This window comes from Dolichospermum sp. DET69 (assembly GCA_017355425.1).
GTDB lineage: Bacteria > Cyanobacteriota > Cyanobacteriia > Cyanobacteriales > Nostocaceae > Dolichospermum.
The window spans coordinates 4,859,134-4,878,772 of sequence record CP070233.1; the positions used below are offsets into that span (position 1 = coordinate 4,859,134).

A 19,639-nucleotide genomic window follows, 5' to 3' on the forward strand; every position below is an offset into this window, starting at 1 on the left:
TGCGCCCGTCCATTATTCATTGCGCCCGTCCATTATTCATTGCGCCCGTCCATTATTCATTGCGTCCATTCATTGGTGATAAAAATTATGATTACCAAACTCCTTCTTTTTTCCTCCTGACTTTTGACTGGGCGCAGGCCCTGCGCCCCTACCTTCTGACTGGGTGGAGGACTTGCGCCCTTACCTTTTGACTGGTCGCAGGCCCTGCGCTCCTACCTTTTGACTGGGTGGAGGACTTGCGTCCCTACCTTTTGACTGGGCGCAGGCCCTGCGCCCCTACTTCTTGATTTCAAAATCTCCGTTCAAACTCAATTACAGCCCGACTATCATCAGTTAAATTAGTAGAAGAACGGAGACGAAATTCATTATTTATTCGGTAATTAAGACCCCATTGCAAAGGATCACCTGCGGTCAGAATCTTAATAGTAGAAAGGGAAAATTTTGGAGAAATATCAATTCCTGCTTCTAAAGCTAATTCCAAAGATGAGTTATTTCTCCCTGCTTCTGGTCTTTCAGAAAGAATAGTCGGAAATATCCGCAATTCACTTAAACCAAAAGCATCACCAATTTGATTAAATGCACCTTGAAAATTACTGAAAACAGCCGAACTAGCAATATTGATTAAACCCAAGCTACTATCACCGCGTCCTTGATTATCAACAAACCCACCTCCTAACAAAGTGACAATTTGTGTTGGTGAACGAGAAGGATTGCTTTTTAGTTGTAAATTATCATTAATTTGACTACCTAAACCATCAATACTAGCTTCTACTCTAACTGTTTCTAACCCGGCTAAACCTAGAGAACCTTGTCTGCTCAGATCGCTATTTTGAGTTATATCCAGAACCTTCGCAAATAGACGAATATCCAAATTAGGATCACGAGGTTGACGAGCGCTAAAAGTAGCAGTGTGTTTATAACCTCTGGCCAAATTTAATTGGGTAGTGAACAAATTTACTGCACCTTTAGTTAAATTAATAGTTCCTTCTGGAATAGGTTCAGCCAAAGAACCATTAACAATTAGATCTCCAGCAGCTTGAAATTTGAATACTGGTGGTTTGGAAATTTGAATATTTCTACCTAGTTTTAATGCTAAATTATTTAATCTAATAATTTTATTTTCTGTATCTGCTTTATTTTGGTTATTAATTTTAGAAGAAGATGAATTATTATCTGGAGATTCTGTTAACAATACTTGACCATTAAATAATTCTATATTACCGCCAATTATTGGTTTGAGCAGAGAACCAGTAATTGCTAAATTACCATTAGCACCTCCTTGATATAATTCCTTGAGATTTAAAAGTAATTGTTGTAAATCAACAGTCAAGGGAACATCAATTTTGAGATTTGGATTATCAAAAATTGGTAATTCTCCCACAGCTTTAATATTGCCATCACTAAATTTACCTTCAAGATTTTTGATAAACACACGGGTTAAATCAAAAATTGCGTTACCATTTACATTGGTTAACTTTCCTGGTAAAGCTTGGGCGCTAAAGGTAGCATTATTAAGAGAAGCCGTTCCTTTAACAAACGGTTGTTTTCGAGTTCCCCGAACTTTTAAGTCTAATTCTCCTTCTCCCTTTTCAAAAGATATCTCATTAGTAAAGAGATTTAAAAGGGTCAAACCTTCATTCTTAACATTGACATCTAGGGTAACTTGGTCACTGTTTAATTTTTCAGATGCAAAGGGTAAAGTATAGGGAATACTACCACTAATATTTGCAGGTTCAGCCCCCACTCCCAGTACCTGACTACCAAAGTTTAAACGTCCATTAGCATAACTGAAACTAGCATTAGCTGATTCCACTGATTTTTTATCAATTGTCCCTTCTGTAATGCTTAATTCTCCCGTAGCTTGAGGATTGGAGATACTACCAGCTATGGCTGCATTAACATTTAGCTTCCCTGTAATTCCCAGCGGGAGTTTCACCAAATTATTAAATCGCTGAATGGGAAAGTTTTCGATGGTCAATTTACCTGATTGCTTATTACCACCAATGTTACCTGTAAAGGCAATTAGCTTTTGTTGAGCTTGAATGCTTAAAGGTTGTAAACGGAAAATTCCTTCTGCAAAACTACCTTTAGCTATGACCTGTTCCGCACGATAAAAACGGGTTGGTTCTGTTGGTTTGCCCCAAGTAAAGTTTTGTCCTTGGAGATTAAATTTTATTCTTGGTTCGTCCGTAGTTGCAGTATTAATAGAAATATTACCATCCAAAATCCCTTTTAAGTCTCTTAATTCAGGGATAGGTTTAGTATCTAACCGTTGTTGTTGTTGGGTAGTTAGCAGGGCATCAATTTCTGATAACCGTTGTACTTGGGTCAATAGAGACTCTAAGGGTAATCCTTGAGAGTAGGTGGTTAAATCCGCAGCTTTGCCGTAGACGGGGGCGTTTAAACCACGTTGGAAGTCTTGGATATCAAAGATTTGAGCCGCAGTAAGTATATCTTGAATATTGCCTTTGTCAATGTTGACTTTTGCTCGCAGTTGCGGTTTTTTCGTCCACGGTTTGATGTTGGCATCAAAAGTATATCTACTTTCACCTTTGCGAAACTCACTATCATCGAGAACGAATGTATTATTATCATAGCGTAGTTGGGTAGTAAAGCGATCGCCTTTAATTCGTCCCAGTTCAGGATTTTCAATGGCTATATTTCCTGCTGTGGCCAATGTCTGCGAATTAATTTGCAACTTTCCTGTTAATAATCCTCTCACACTTCCCGGACTTAAAGGAGTATTGGCTGGTAGAGCTATATTTAAAGCTTTTAAGGGGAAATTATCCACATTCATGGTCCAGTCAAATCCCGTTACTGCACCTGATAACAAAGCTTGTTGCCACTGAACTAAGAAAGATTGAGGACGATTGTTAGCATCTAAATTAACTGCTATCCTATCCTTTACACCGATAACATCTAAACTTAACCCCTGTCCTGATAGAGAATTCACATTACCAGTCAATAATGGCTCAAAGGCAAATTGCTGAACTTTTAAATTGCGTAACCCCAACTTACCTGTAATATTTGGTGCAGTTGGTTTTCCTATCACTTGTCCACTAAAATCTAAGCCCCCAGCAATATCTGCAAGATCAAGTAGTCGCACTGGCAACCGTTCCAGATTATAATTTTTTGCTTGGATCTGCAAATTCACATCAGTAATTTCTGGGATATTTGCTTTCTGAGCATTAGCTAATAAATAACCTTTGATAGTGAGCAAAGTCGAACTATTAGCTGAAGCATTGGCGCTATTATAACCATCAATAGTCAGCTTTTTTCCATTCCAACCAATATCAGCTTGAATAGGTGAATCAATTCCTCCTAACCCTTGGCTAAACCGCACCTGACCAACAGCAGCCACATCTGCTAATTTAGGAGCAGATAAAATTCCCGATACTTGCAACTTCCCTGCCAACTGTCCTTTTAACTGCTGGTTAAAACGGTTTAATTGTAAAGCTGAAGTAGTTAACAATGCTTGATAATTACCATTATTCAGTTGAATCTCAGAAGCCGTAACTGTCCCACTAGGTAATTTTAAGCGGCCTTTTCCGTCCCCTTGAATAGTTTCTGGCTGGAATGATTCGACAGAACCCGCTACTTGTAATTGACCAGTTATTATCCCCTGCATTTCTGGGCGCAAGGACTGCATTTCTGGGCGCAAGGACTGCATTTCTGGGCGCAAGGACTGCATTTCTGGGCGCAAGGACTGCATTTCTGGGCGCAAGGACTGCATTTCTGGGCGCAAGGACTGCATTTCTGGGCGCAAGGACTGCATTTCTGGGCGCAGGACTTGCATTTCTGGGCGCAGGCCCTGCGCCCCTACGAGTTTTGTTAAAGGGACATTATCAGCTTGAATTTTTGCCTGATAGCGACCTTCTGCAACTTGAATATTAGCGGCTTTAATTGTTCCTTTACCAATATATAGAAGGGCTTCACCGATTCCAGAGAAGGTTTTTAGACTGAAATTTTCCCTATTACCAGTAATCATGAAATTACCTACTAGGGGATTATTTAAAATTGGGTTGGCTTGTTTTAAGATTGTTCCTAAACGTAAATCTTTCCCCGATAACAGGGCTGTAAAATTTTGATCTTCTAACTTAATTTGGGAAATATTAACTTGACCACCAGCAATGTTAACATTGGCATTGTCAGGAATAATTGTCTCTATTTGGAATGGTGAAGAATTTCCTGCTAACCGCAAACCACCGTTAAATTCTGCCCCAACTAGAGAAATATTTTCCTGCTGTTTTTGGTCAACAAAAGATGTTAGTTTAATTTGGCTAGATTCAGCTAAAGCTTGCCAACGCTTACTATCATGATTATAACTACCACTACCCTTAACTATACCCCCACCAACCTTGGCGACTAGATCACGAAAAGAAACTGTGCGGTCGGGATTAATAATAGCTGTCCCTGTCGCTGGATATTTGGCTTGAGGAGCTTGCCATTTAACTACAGTGTGGGTATCATCAGCCACACCTTTTAGCTCTGCGGTAGCTGTCATCAGTCCAATCGGAAATCCTGTTTTGATATCATATACCTGAGCGATCGCATCCCCAGGAATATTTTCGGCTCGGAGTTGAAAATTCAGTGTGGATACTTGACCAAGTTCAATTATCCCCGCACCTTTAACCTCACCCCCATAGGTAGTTTTGCCTTGAATATCTGTAATTTTCAGTAGAGATTTACTACTGATAAGCTCAAATTTACTACTAACTTTCCCAAAATCAACTTGATCAATTCGGGCAGTTTTCAACGTCCTGACACTACCGGATAGCACTGGTTTAGTAGTTGCTCCAATTAGCTGCAAATCGGCTTGAGCGATGCCACGCACCGGAAATGGTAATTTCACCTTTAGAGTTGCTTGAGCATTAGCCAAACTGACCGCATTCACACGCCCTTTTAAATTAAACCCTGCTTGCTGATCAATAGTCCCCGATGCTGTTACCGGGATTTGTCCGTAGCTTGTAACTATATTATCTGATTTAATTACCAGTCCATCAAAACTGAGATTACCCTGACTATTATTGAGTAATTGGGTCAGCTTAGGAATTTGCATCGTCACCCCTTCCATAGTAGCATTACCATAGAGTAAGGTTTTCTGCTTTGGTATCACCTTAATTCGCAAATCACCATTTACTTTACCAGTTTTTAAAGTCAGTGGTAAAGTTACAATCCGGGTAATATCTGCGGCCAGGAGATTTTGCCCTTGCAGTCGAAAATCCCCTGCTAAAGTTTTTTGAGGAATTAGATCTCCGGCAATGGAAATATTACCCCCACTTACTGCTTTACCAGCTAAGTCTAATTTAATCAGTTTATTTTTATTTAAGAGTTGAGCCGTCCCATTAATTCCGGAAAATCCCACAGGAACAGGTAAAGAAAATTTCCCTCTTTCGCTTATTTTCGGCACTAATACTAAATTGGCATCCCGAAACCGCAACTTATCTAAATCAGTTTTAATCAGTGCCTTCCCACTAGGTGGAGCGATAGTAGTCGTTAACCACCGTCCTTGATTATCCTGTTCAACATAAACATCTGGATTAATTAAAGTTACATCTAAGCGAAGATTGCGGTTAATTACTAGCTGCCAAAGATCAAATCCCACATCTACTGCTTTGATATTTGCCCTATCTGAATCTGTGGGTGTAGCGGGAATCTCGGAAGCGGCAAACTGAACGCCAGTCAGGGAAAAGGACTCAACTGCTCCCAGTTTTACTGGACGATTGAGAGTAGTCGTGAGACTTTGGGTAGCTAATGGTACTAATTCCTGGTAAACAAAACTCCTTAATCGCCAAATACCAAAAATAATTCCCAATACTAACAAAGCACCTATCGCTAATCCACCACGACTCAATATCGTCAACCATAGACGCTTTGTTTCAGTATTGATGGGGTGAGAATTTTGATCATGAGAGTTAGACATAGGTTTTCACGTTTTTATTACCAGATATCTCGCAAGATACTCACTACACAGAACTAGACAATCATCAAGGTTGTTTAAGAGGATGTTTAAAAAGTAATACGTTGTAATTTTTTACCCCCCTTAATCCCCCCTGATAAAGGGGGGAAACCGGAAAATCAAGTCCTCTCCCCTTTACAAGGGAAGGGTTAGGGTGGGGTAAAAAGATATTTGATACATCAATGACACTAAGAATATAAATTAATTTTGATGTAATTTTACATTTAACCATTAGAGTATAACGGAACGAGGACAAAAATAACAGCCTGGGTTTGGGCAATCAGAAAATTATATCTTTTGGTCTATGCCTAATTTCCCATGAGCTTGCAAAAATTATCGGAGATTTTCATGAATATACAGCTTGGAACTTTATGATAAATTAAAGAACTGATCAAAGGATATATAATGCGTGTTTTTGTACTGATTTTCAATGCTGGTACTGATAATGAGGGGATTCACAGCATTCGGATTAGCAATGCTCAAGGGATAGAAGGGAATAAAATCCTCATGTTTGAATCAGAAGATGATGCCACCCGCTTTGCTTTAATGTTAGAAGCGCAAGACTTTGCTGTACCGACAGTGGAAATGATGAATGCTGATGATGTTAAGGAATTTTGCGAAAGCACTGGCTATTATTGGGAAGTGATTCCTGAAAACAGTGAATTAGTATTACCACCGGAAATAAACGTGGAACAAACTGATTGGCAAGCTGAAACAGAAATGGCGGATACTAATGAAGAGTTTTCCTCTTTGAATCCACCTAGTCCAGAAATTGCTAATTCTGAGCTAGATAGCTTTCGGCGCAAATTGGAAGGTTTATTGTAGTTTGTCACGAATCATGAGTCATGATGAATAAATGACAACCAACAACCGACCACTGACCATTGACCACTGACAATTAACACAAAATGACAAATTTCCAGGAACGCGGGCATCTGCTCACCGAACAAGTTAATCCCAATAGTCTTAATTTAGACCAACTCAATTCTTTAGAATTGGTGGAGTTATTTAATAACGAAGACCAAAAAGCAGTAGCAGCCGTAGCAGAAGCTAAGGTTCAGTTAGCAGCAGCTATTGACTGCACAGCAGAAAGGCTGCGTCAAGGTGGACGTTTATTCTACGTGGGTGCGGGGACAAGTGGTAGATTAGGAGTGTTAGATGCTGCCGAGTGTCCACCTACCTTCTGCACTCCACCCGAATTGGTACAAGGGATTATTGCTGGTGGTGCGGGAGCATTAGTCCGTAGTTCCGAGGATTTGGAAGATCGGTCGGAAGATGGGGCAAGTGCCATCGCTCAACGACAAATTACCCAACTGGATGTAGTTGTCGGTATTACTGCTGGAGGAACAACCCCTTTTGTTCATGGTGCTATTAATGCAGCTCGTCAACGGGGGGCTAAGACTATTTTTATCGCCTGTGTCCCCGCAGATCAAGTCAGTATTGAAGTTGATATTGATATTCGGTTGTTGACAGGGCCAGAAATTTTAGCTGGTTCTACTCGCTTAAAAGCGGGGACAGTCACAAAATTAGTTTTAAATACCCTTTCGACTGGGGTAATGGTTAAACTGGGTAAAGTTTATGGTAATCGGATGGTTGATGTCGCTGTCACTAATCAAAAATTACGCGATCGCGCTTTACAGATTCTACAAGACCTGACTGGTTTAAGTCGAGAAGCCTCTGGTTTTTTACTAGAACATAGCGGTAAATGGGTTAAATTAGCATTATTAATGCACTGGACTGGTTTAGACCAAGAAGCGGGTAAAAAACTCCTAACTGCCCATCAAGGTAATCTCCGACTAGCTGTAACAAGTTATAGTAGGAGTCAGGAGTCAGGAGTCAGGAATCAGGAGTAAAACCCTTGCGGGGGCTGAGTTTCGTCAATACCTACAGTAGGTTAACATGTTAACGTTAGCCGTGCGTTAGCACTACAATTGATATCCTAACCGTCTTATCCGTTACTATGCGATCATGATCAGAATTCCTCACTACCCAGGTTGCTAATATCGCAAAACAAAATTAAAAAATGGGTAATGGGTAATTACTTATTATTTATTTTACTCCAAGATAAGTATTGCTACTGATATGTTATCATTGGTGAAATGACTATACTGTTACAGTATTATTTAGTATACTAAGATAGTAAGCTACATATCACTGTATCAATTTTATACTTTTTCAATATCTCCTAGCACCGCAAATATTACGTAATATTACATAATAAACCAAGCTAAATTCTATTTGAGTGTTTTTAATTCTTCAATTAAATTGTCAAATGGTTGTTAAACAAGCCAAGCATTGATTTTTATAAATACTTAATCAATAAATTTTCAGGAACAGTATGATGATTAACCCAGAAGTAACAGAAGCGCAAAAATTATTCAATCAGTTTAAAAAGTGTATTCAAATACAATACAACGGACAACTAAATATCAAGAGTTCTAAAGGACGAAAATGGACTTTCTACTATCGTCTGGGGAGAATAGTCTGGGCTACAGGTAGTGATCATCCCTTCAGACGTTGGCGCAGAAACATGGCTAAATATTGTCCTGATGTTGATGTAAGTAAAATTCGCTGTCGTGATGAAGATATAGCTATTGACTTCTGGGATTATCAACTTCTAGACGTTTTATACAAAAAACAGAAAATCCAAAGAGAAAAAATTCACGCCATTGTCGAAAGCACTATAGCCGAATTATTTTTTGATTTAGCTCAGGAACTAGATTTTACCTCTGTTACTTGTAGCTACAGTCAGGAAGTGATTTTGGAAATGCCTATGAGCTTCACAAACGCGGATATGTCCATTAAACAAATGCAAGATGCGTGGTCAATTTGGTCACAAGCTGGGTTAACAAATATTTCTCCTAATTTAGCGCCAGTTCTGCGCCGACCAGAACAATTACAGCAAATGGTAAATCCATCTGTCTACAAAAATTTTGTTGGTTTGATCAATGGTCAATTCACATTGCGGGAATTAGGAATGAAGATGAAACAAGATGTCATGCCTGTGACTCGTTCTCTACTTCCCTATATCCTCAAAGGCATTATTGAGTTAGTACCAGTAATGGATTCACCCTTAACAGTTGAATCCAGTAGTTCTACTACTGTCAAGCAACCGAGAAAGCAAACTGCTCCATTAATAGTCTGTGTAGATGATAGTCCCCAGGTGTGTAAAATCTTAGAAGAAATTATGACCCGGAACGGACTGAGATTTATTCAAATCCAAGACGCTGTGCAAGCTTTACCTATTATTATCCAAGAAAAACCAGACTTAATTTTCTTAGATTTAATTATGCCCATAGCTAGTGGTTATGAAATCTGTACACAATTACGCAGAATTTCGGCTTTTGCACAGACACCAGTAATTATCTTAACTGGTAATGATGGCTTGGTAGATAGGGTTCGCGCTAAAGTCGTCGGCTCTACGGATTTCATGTCTAAGCCAATAGTAGCAGATCGGGTAATGAATATGGTTCGTAAATATTTACGCACACCAAATTTATCAAACAATAACAATAGTGGTAATTTACAAGCTCCCAGTGAGAACAATTTCTAACTTCTAGGACTTACGATGACAGGTAATATACATAATAGTCAGTATTTACAGGCTCTTATATTTAGATATCTCTAAAAAAGTTCATGATTTTTACGGAGATAGTCATAATAAAATAGTGTTAAGATTAACAATGTTGGCTGTTGATACTTTTGTAGATTGCAATCAGCATTAAGAGACTTCTAAATAAAAAAATATCTCAACTTCTCTTGTGGTGCAGGCATCTGGCCCTGCTAATAATATTAGGACCGGACCAGATGCCCATCCCACAAGATTAGATTATCTTTTTTGTGGAGTTCTCTAACTCTTTGCTAATAATATCAGGAGGGACCAGATGCCCATCCCACAAGATTAGATTATCTTTTTTGTGGAGTTCTCTAACTCTTTGCTAATAATATCAGGAGGGACCAGATGCCCATCCTACAAGATTAGATTATCTTTTTTGTGGAGTTCTCTAACTCTTTGCTAATAATATTAGGAGGGACCAGATGCCCATCCCACAAGATTAGATTATCTTTTTTGTGGAGTTCTCTAACTCTTTTTAAGAATGATTTATCAAGCCTAAAATTCATGATTAGGTATGTTAATTCATGTTGAACACGTAGTTACAATGGAGAAACATCTATACAATGTATCAAGTGAGATAGAATAAAACGTCAAAAAGTGTTTATTTAATCTGTCTAATAGGATATTTCAGTTTTTGTTAACATTCTTAAAAGAATTAAATAGGTAATTATCATGAGTACCGTTCTAGTAGTGGAAGATGGGATAACTGATATGCAGGTTATCAGTAAATATTTACAACAGGCTGGTTATTCTGTCGTTTGTGCTACGAATAGTGCAGAAGCACAATCTAAAATAGGTAGTGCTAAACCAGATGTGATAGTTTTAGATGTAATTTTACCTGATAAAAGCGGCTATGAAATTTGTCGGGAATTAAAAGATAATGCCGAAACTAGCAATATTCCTATCGTTTTTTGCTCTACTAAAAGCAGTGATGTAGATAAAATGTGGGGGAATATGTTAGGTGCTGATGCTTATCTAGCTAAACCAGTAGATAAGGAAGAATTAATGCGGACTTTGAAAGAATTAATTAAATCCTAGATTTTTCATTAGTCACTAATTCATAGTGACTAACAAGAATTGTTGAGGGTAAAAGGAAACTAACTTTGGAAACCAAACAAAAATTTTTAAGCTTTTCTTTGGGAGTAAATGACACGGCAGTAATTCCTCTAGAACAAATTACAGAAGTTGTGCAAATACCACTCACAGAAATATGTGGTGTTCCCCAAATGCCTAATTGTGTTGTTGGGATTTATAACTGGAGGGGGGAAATGTTGTGGTTGGTTGATTTGGAAGAAATGCTAGGTTATCCACCACTTTTACAAGGATCAAATTTCTTATCAAAAATGATGGCATTAGTGTTAGAACATGATGGGAAGTATTTAGGAATATTAATCCGTCAACTGATAGATATTGATTGGTTGAATACTCAAGAGATGAAACAAACATCTGGTGAAGTATTCTATCCAGAGATGACACCTTTCTTAAAGGGGTATTTCATCAATGATGCTGAACAAATGATTTTTAATTTAGATGCTTCAGCAATGTTGCAAAATTCTATGTGGATAACACATAACTAAAGAAAGGAGTAGTAGGGGCGTATTGCTATACGCCCCTACAGGAGTCAGGAAAAAGAAAGAAGAAGAAGAAGAAGAAGGAATAAAACTACCAATCACCAATCCCTAGTTTACTACTACTATAATTATTGAGGTTAATAGAATGACGACTTTATATCAAAACTCAAATGAAGATGCTGGAAATGGTTTTACTACAGCACAAAGCGAAGAAAAAAAACAAGGTAATGGCAATGGTGCTAATTATGATTCATCTAGTAAAAGTTTAATTGCTCAGGAATTTAAAATCTGGATACAGCGGTTTCAGGAAATAACCGCCAAAATGCGTCAAGTTCCAGATTTAGAGAAGTTATTAACTGTGACGGTAGCAGAAGTTAGAGATAAACTTGCTGGAGATGGCGAAGCGCCGCTGCGAGCAGATCGCGTCTTAATTTATCAGTTTACCACAGATGATACTGGAACTGTTGTAGCCGAATCCAGAGCCAGCGGTTGGACACCGACAATTAATGAAAATCTGGCAGCTATTTTGTTTGGTGTCTATACCAGTCAAGATTATTTAGAACCTGTAATTATTGACGATATTAATCAAATTCAAGTCACTCCTTACCAAAAGCAGCTACTAGATAAATTTCAAGTTAGATCCAGTCTAAGTTTACCGATTTTTCTTGATAGTAAAGTATGGGGTTTATTAGTAGTTCATCGTTGTGGAGTACCTCGACAATGGCAGGAAACAGAAACCACGCTTTTATCACAACTTGCCACAGAAATTACTTACAGAGTTCAGGGATTTAAATTACAAAGAGAACTGAAACAGTCTTCTCTAGCAAAGCAATCAGCAGCGAAAGTTATTACCAAGATTTTACAACAGCCAGATGTAGAAAAAATCTTTCAAACTACTACTCAAGAAGTCCGCCAATTATTGAAATGCCATCGCGTTGGTGTGTATCGTTTTAATGATGATTGGAGTGGGCAATTTGTCTCTGAATCTGTAGGTAATAATTGGGTAAAAGTGGTAACTCCCGGTTATCAAATGGTCTGGGAAGATACTCACCTCCAAGATACCAAAGGTGGTAGATATGCCAAAGGTGAAAGCTTTGTTGTTAACGACACCTATAAAGTTGGTTTAGATCAATGCCACATTGATATTTTAGAACAGTTTGAAGCTAAAGCTTATATCATTTCTCCCATCTTTTCTGGGGAAAAATTATGGGGTTTACTTGCAGCTTATCAAAATACCGGAGCGCGGGAATGGCAAGATTGGGAAGTAAGTTTTTTAAATCAGATTGGTTCACAATTTGGTGTGGCTGTTTCCCAAGGAGAATATTTAGGAAAAGTTCAGAAACAAACAGAACAATTAGGACAAATAGCTAAACAAGAAAAAGCATTAACTCAGATAGTCAGTCGCATTAGACAATCCTTAGATGTAGGAGAAATTTTTAAGATTGCTACCCAAGAAATGCGCCAGGTTTTGAAATGCGATCGCGTGGCAGTATTTAAATTTCACCCTGATTTTAGTGGCGAATTTGTAGCAGAATCAGTAAGTCAAGGTTGGGTAAGATTAGTTGATACTGCACATAAAGAACTGGTTGAAGATACATTTTTGCAAGAAACTAAGGGAGCGCGATTTGCTCAGGGAGAAACAATTGCTGTTAATGATATCTATGCTGCCAATATTACTCCTTGCTATTTAGAATTGTTGGAACAATTTGAAGCCAAAGCTTATATTACCGTTCCGATTTTCTTTGGTGATGAATTATGGGGTTTATTAGCGGTTTATCAAAATAGTAATTCTCGTGAATGGCAAACATCAGAAGTGAGTTTCTTGAGTCAAGTAGCTCTACAATTTAGTTTAGCAAAAACCCAGATAGATTATTTAACAGAACTCACAAAAAGAGCAGAAAAAGAAAAAGCTATTAATAGGATTGTGAATAGAATTCGTCAATCCTTCGATACAGAAGAAATCTTCCGCACCACTACTCAAGAAATAAGAGCGGCTTTACAATGCGATCGCGTGGGAGTTTATCAATTTCACCCTGATTGGAGTGGGACATTTATCGCTGAATCAGTAGGTAGTGGTTGGAAAAAAATAGTCACACCAGAATTCCAAATGGTCTGGACAGATACCCACATCCAAGAAACCCAAGGTGGTAGATATGCTAAAGGGGAAAACTTTGTAGTTAATGACATTTATCAAGTCGGCCATGCTCAATGTCATATTGAGATTTTAGAGCAGATTGAAGTCAAAGCCTATATAATTGTTCCCATCTTTTTTGAAGACAAATTATGGGGTTTGTTGGCGGCTTATCAAAACACGGGAACAAGAAAATGGCAAGAATCAGAAGTTAACTTTCTAGCGCAAATAGGCTTACAATTTAGCCTGGCTAAATCTCAAATTGATTATCTCGATAAATTACGAGAGCAATCTGCAAAAATCGCCCAAGCAATTGAACAGGAAAAAACTTTCTCCAAAATAGTTAACCAAATTCGTCAATCCTTAAATAGTGGAATAGAGGAAATTTTCAAATCTACCACTCAGGATATCCGCCAACTCTTCAAATGCGATCGCTGTGCTGTCTATAAATTTACATCTGATTGGGGTGGTAACTTTGTTTCCGAATCAGTAGCCACAGGTTGGATAAAACTAGTTACACCTGAACTTAAAACCGCCTTTGATGATCCTTGCTTACAAGCAATTAAAGGCGGTGATTATAAGAAGGGTAATAAATTAATAGTCAGTGACATTTATCAAGCCAGCTTTGATACTTGCTACATTGAACTATTAGAAGGGTTTGAAGCCAAAGCCTATGCAATTGTTCCTATCCTCTTCGGTGAAAAACTATGGGGACTATTGGCAGTTTATCAAAACTCCAGCACCCGTCATTGGCAAGAGTCAGAAACAAATCTGTTAGCGCGGATTGGGGATCAGTTAGGACTAGCTTTGCAACAAACAGAGTTCTTGCAACAGTTACAAACCCAATCGGCTGAACTATCAGCAGCAGCAAGCAAAGAAAAAGCAGCTAAAGAACTACTCCAACAGCGTTCTATTCAACTGCTAATTGCTCTCAAACCTGCATTAAAAGGAGATTTAACAGTTCGCGCCCCCATTACAGAAGATGAAATAGGCACAATTGCAGACGCTTATAACGGGACTCTGCAAGCCCTACAGCAAATCGTCATCAAGGTACAGTCAGCGTCTCAACAAGTAGCCGAAACTTCCAGTAATAGCAGTACATCACTGGTGGGATTGACTCATTTAGCAGAACAACAATCTGATGAAATCACTAAGGCTTTAGGTGATCTGCAACAGATGCTAAACTCTACCCAAGCGGTAGTTAGTAACGCTCAATTAGTCCAAATAGCTGTGCAACAAGCTAACAAAACTGTAGATTCTGGCGATACTGCTATGAATGAAACAGTTAATGCTATTCAAGCCATTCGAGAAACCGTCGCTCAAACCAGCAAAAAGATTAAACGCCTGAGTGAGTCATCTCAAAAAATCTCCAAAGTGGTAAATTTGATTAGTAGCTTTGCGACTCAAACCAACGTTCTCGCGCTCAACGCAGCTATTGAAGCTACTAGAGCCGGTGAATATGGTAAAGGCTTTGCAGTGGTAGCTGATGAAGTGCGTTCTTTATCTCGTCAGTCAGCGGCCGCAACTATCGAAATTGAAAAATTAGTTCAGGAAATTCAAGCAGAAACAGGGGAAGTTGCTGTCGCAATGGAAACGGGTATTCAGCAAGTTGTCGAAGGGACAAACTTAGTTAATGAAACTCGTCAAAACCTCAATGCCATTGTTTCTGCAACTGCGGAAATTAGTCAACTAATTGAACGCATTACTGAAGCTACTCAAATCCAAATGCAGCAATCTGGTACAGTTACTAAATCCATGAATGATGTGGCAGAAATTGCCAACAAAACCTTTGGAGAATCTCAAGAAATTGCCCATGTTTTCCAAAGCTTAACCGGAATGGCACAGGATTTATTAGCAACTGCTAGTAAGTTTAAGGTGAAGTAAACAGGGAATAGGGAATAGGGAATAGGGAATAGGGAATAGGGAACAAATTTTCTTCCTTCTTCCTTCTTCCTTCGTGTCCTTCGCTCCTATATCCCTCCGGTCCCGTCAGGGATACGTGGTTCATTAACTCCTGACTCCTAACTCCTAACTCGGTGAATTCTTACTTAAAATAATTACTAAAATCTAAAAGCAAAAATTATGATTACAGATTCAGCAATTCGTGAACAAGGCTATGCCTATTTTCTGGGTGAAGCACCGGAATTGTTACAAACTATTGAACAAGATTTATTTACTTTAGTTGAAAGTCATAGCACAGCTAAAGTACATAACTTAATGCGAGCAACCCATACAATTAAGGGTGGAGCAGCCAATGTTGGACTAGATACCATCATGACAATTGCCCATTCTTTAGAAGATATTTTCAAGGCTTTATATAGTCCCAATGTCGTTATTGATGGTGAATTACAAGCCTTACTTATTGAAGGTTATGAATGTTTACAATTAGCAGTTATATCTGAAGTTACCAATAGTAATATTAATGCTGATGAACTTTTAAATCGAGCGACTACAGCATTTGCTCAAATTCAAGAAAAGTTAGGTGATGCTTTTGGGGCAGAAACACATATTCCTACATCAGAAGAATTAGGATTTGATATTGTTAAATCTATTTTTGAAGTAGGAGTTAAACAACGGATAGATAGTCTCAATCAAGCTATTAATAATCCGCCAAATCCTAGTGAATTTTGTGAATTATTACACTCTCAAAGTGAAGTATTTATCGGGTTAGCAGAATCTTTAAATCTACCAGGATTGCAAAAACTAGCACGCACAATTATGGCGGCTGTGGATGGGAATCCTGAAAAAGTATTAGAAATTGCTAAAATAGCTTTTACTGATTTACAAGCAGCACAAAAAGCGGTATTAGCAGGCGATCGCACTTCCGGAGGTTCACCATCTTTAGAATTGCAAAAACTAGCAAATACAAATATTATAGATGATTCTGTCTCTGTTGTGGTTAAAACCAGCGCTTTAGCTATAGTACCAAAATATGAATCATCTCTAACATCTATACACCAATCTTTTGCCGAAACATTTTTTAATATTACCACAGAATTTTATCAATTTTTAATTACTCTGAGTAATGGCAATCATGAACCCTTAAAGCCAATTCATGCCAAAATTTATTTAAAAGTAATTCGCTATATTTTTGGCTGGTTTAACCACTATAGAGAGATTCCAGAATTAGAACTAAATCTATCTTTATTAATTCCTCCATCTATTCAAAAATATCCCGTTAATTATCTAGAAAATTGGCTAGGGGAATTTTTCTACTTTATCGAAAATGAAACAGATAGTCAGTCTTTATCTCTTTATCGGCGGGGGATAATTCTAATTATTCTCCTAGCTATTGCCAAATTCCAATATACTGTTGAGCAAAATAATAGTGCTATCCCCATTATTAAAAGATTAAGACAGCAAATCCGCGAACTAGGTCAAGAATATAAAAAATATCCACAAGTCACTGAAGCCGAAAAAAAATGGCTTGATCATCATAAATTACAAAATTTATTAGTTATTAAAGAAATAGTTTCGTCATTATCACTCGAAGACAATAATAATCTCCTGGAATCAATATGGGGAGGAGAATCTATTTTAGATAATAATCCGGAAATAGTCTCTACACCAATCATAGAAACAGGAGAAACTGTTAAACATGATAGTTATTTAGAAAGTGTGACATTATCAGCAGTCACTGAAGAGGTAATTACAGATGATGATTCTACAAGAATTAATCAGCAAGTAGAAGAAAAAACTACCGATTCTGTCAATAGAAACTCCCGTCAACCTTCCTTTGTGCGGGTAGATGTGGAAGGATTAGAACGCCTGAATTATCTCACAGGTGAATTACTAATTTACCAAAAAAGGCGCAGTTTATACGATGACCAAGTTATAGAACTAATTGATAGATTAAGTCAGCAACTTAACCAACACCAACTTACTTTATATCAATTACGGGACTTACCATTACAAGGTAATAATGTAATATCTCATAATAGCCAATCAGTGAGTAGCGTCAATTTTGATTCTTTAGAAATGGATATATATTCAGAGTTTCAATTGATATTACACTCAGCAATGGAAGAAACTCTGCAAATACAAGAAACTTCTGAATCTCTAGAATTACTGATGAGACAAGCTGGTCAAATCAGTGAGAAAAAACAGACTTTAACCCTAAATATTATAGATAACTTAGTAGAAGCGAGAATGTTACCTTTAGGAACTATCCTCAGTCGCTTCCCGCAAATGGTGCAGAATCTAGCCAATGTTTATGGGAAACAGGTAGAATTGAAACTTACTGGTACAAAAGTTCTGGTTGATAAAGCGATCGCGGAAAAACTCTATGATCCTTTATTACAACTGGTACGCAACTCTTTTGATCACGGCATTGAATCTCCAGAAATTCGCCGGGAAAGAGGTAAATCTGCACAAGGTATCATTGAAATTCGTGCCTATAATCAAGGTAGTCAAACTGTTATTGAAATTCATGATGATGGACAAGGTTTAAACTTAGAAAAAGTTCGTAGTAGAGCTATAGAACTGCATCTAATCCCCGATGATCATAGTGAAAATTATGTTCATCATCTCAGCGAATCCGAACTAATAGAGATGATGTTTGCTCCGGGATTTTCCACAGCGGGTAAAGTCAGTGAAATCTCTGGACGCGGTATGGGTTTAGATATTGTCCGTACCCAAATGCAATCACTTAACGGCTCAATTTCTGTGCAATCATCTCCTCATCAGGGAACAACTTTTATCCTCAAAATTCCTTTCTCTATGACTACAGATAAACTCATGTTAGTTCAGGCAGGTGGTGTTATTTATGCTTTACTACAAGATAGTATTGAAAAAATAGTTATTCCCTCTGCTCAACAAATCAAAGAATTTGAAGGCAAACAATTTTTACATTGGCGTACAGATGACGAAGAATTAATGGTCAGCCTCCAAAAATTAGAGGAGTTAATGTATTATAATGGTGCAGTTCTGAGTACGAATAATCTCCAAAATCTCCGCGATAATTCAGAAGCAGGAATAGTCAAAAATCCTATTCTTCTCCTCCGTCGTCATCAGGGAATGGTAGGAATAGAAGTTGATCAAATTATTGGGGAACAAGAATTAGTAATTAGACCTTTAGGAAGTTCTATTACTCCACCAAAATACGTTTACGGTTGTAGTAGTTTAGCTAATGGTAACTTGATCTTAATTATTGACGGCACTATGCTGATTGATACTAAAGAAATGCAAGCAACATTGGATGTCATGAGACTACCGATGACACCCCCAGCAAATCAACAATCTTTGCCAATGTCCAAGGAGATAATTTCCTCTACACCCTTAATTACTACATCAACTCCTGGAACTAATACCCAAAAACAACTAACTGCTAATGTGTCAGGAAATAGCAAATCACCAAAGGTAATTTTAGTGGTAGATGATGCTATTAGTCTACGGCAAACTCTTTCTCTGACTTTGCAAAAATCTGGCTATCAAGTATTACAAGCGCAAAATGGTGTAGAGGCTTTGGAACAGTTGCAGTTACATCCAGAAATTGCCGTAGTTATCTCTGATTTAGAAATGCCAAAAATGAACGGATTTGAATTATTAAGCCATATCCGTCAAAATCCAGATTTTGCCAAAAAACCAGTTGTGGTTCTCACTTCTCGTAGCGCGGATAAACATCGTCAATTAGCTTACGAATTAGGGGCAAATTCTTATTTAACTAAACCCTATTTAGAACATGAATTTTTGTCCACTGTTGAGAGTTTAGCTAATATCATTAAAAATGATTCGACCCAGGAGCTAATAACAGCAGGGAAGTAATGAGGTCTGAACTATGATTTGTGTGATTTACCTGATTTGGATGATTTTTTGCAAAAGTCATTCTAGCTAGAAGCGTAATGAGGTCTGAACTATGATTTGTGTGATTTACCTGATTTGGATGATTTTTTGCAAAAGTCATTCTAGCTAGAAGCGTAATGAGGTCTGAACTATGATTTGTGTGATTTACCTGATTTGGATGATTTTTTTGGCAGAAGTCATTCTAGCTAGAAGCGTAATGAGGTCTGAACTATGATTTGTGTGATTTACCTGATTTGGATGATTTTTTTGGCAGAAGTCATTCTAGCTAGAAGCGTAATGAGGTCTGAACTATGATTTGTGTGATTTACCTGATTTGGATGATTTTTTTGGCAGAAGTCATTCTAGCTAGAAGCGTAATGAGGTCTGAACTATGATTTGTGTGATTTACCTGATTTGGATGATTTTTTTTGGCAGAAGTCATTCTAGCTAGAAGCGTAATGAGGTCTGAACTATGATTTGTGTGATTTACCTGATTTGGATGATTTTTTTGGCAGAAGTCATTCTAGCTAGAAGCGTAATGAGGTCTGAACTATGATTTGTGTGATTTACCTGATTTGGAT

8 protein-coding genes are annotated in these 19,639 nt (G+C 37.9%); 7 read left to right on the forward strand and 1 reads right to left on the reverse strand.

Annotated elements, in window-relative coordinates:
* Positions 1 to 289: 289 nt before the first annotated feature.
* Positions 290 to 5,923 (reverse strand): translocation/assembly module TamB domain-containing protein, encoded by a 5,634-nt coding sequence (locus EZY12_22285; GenBank protein ID QSX67405.1) that lies wholly within the window; start codon positions 5,921 to 5,923, stop codon positions 290 to 292.
* A gap of 441 nt (positions 5,924 to 6,364) precedes the next feature.
* Here EZY12_22285 and EZY12_22290 point away from each other — a divergent pair, with 441 nt between their 5' ends.
* From EZY12_22290 to EZY12_22320, 7 genes are all read left to right on the forward strand, one after another.
* Positions 6,365 to 6,784, forward strand: coding sequence for a DUF3110 domain-containing protein (locus EZY12_22290; protein QSX67406.1), 420 nt, complete (start codon positions 6,365 to 6,367; stop codon positions 6,782 to 6,784).
* 83 nt (positions 6,785 to 6,867) lie between these two features.
* Positions 6,868 to 7,812, forward strand: a complete 945-nt coding sequence (gene murQ / locus EZY12_22295; protein ID QSX67407.1) for an N-acetylmuramic acid 6-phosphate etherase — start codon at positions 6,868 to 6,870, stop codon at positions 7,810 to 7,812.
* A 488-nt stretch (positions 7,813 to 8,300) separates the two neighbouring features.
* Positions 8,301 to 9,512, forward strand: coding sequence for a response regulator (locus EZY12_22300; GenBank protein ID QSX70784.1), 1,212 nt, complete (start codon positions 8,301 to 8,303; stop codon positions 9,510 to 9,512).
* A 735-nt stretch (positions 9,513 to 10,247) separates the two neighbouring features.
* Positions 10,248 to 10,613: a response regulator gene (locus tag EZY12_22305; protein QSX67408.1), complete on the forward strand. Its 366-nt coding sequence runs from the start codon at positions 10,248 to 10,250 to the stop codon at positions 10,611 to 10,613.
* A gap of 65 nt (positions 10,614 to 10,678) precedes the next feature.
* Complete coding sequence (locus EZY12_22310; protein ID QSX67409.1) at positions 10,679 to 11,152, forward strand: purine-binding chemotaxis protein CheW; 474 nt, start codon at positions 10,679 to 10,681, stop codon at positions 11,150 to 11,152.
* Positions 11,153 to 11,291: 139 nt separating this feature from the next.
* Positions 11,292 to 15,161: a GAF domain-containing protein gene (locus tag EZY12_22315; protein QSX67410.1), complete on the forward strand. Its 3,870-nt coding sequence runs from the start codon at positions 11,292 to 11,294 to the stop codon at positions 15,159 to 15,161.
* Between the two features lie 198 nt (positions 15,162 to 15,359).
* The gene (locus tag EZY12_22320; GenBank protein ID QSX67411.1) at positions 15,360 to 19,040 is read left to right on the forward strand and encodes a hybrid sensor histidine kinase/response regulator; all 3,681 of its coding nucleotides are present in this window, start codon (positions 15,360 to 15,362) and stop codon (positions 19,038 to 19,040) included.
* The last annotated feature ends 599 nt before the right edge of the window (positions 19,041 to 19,639 follow it).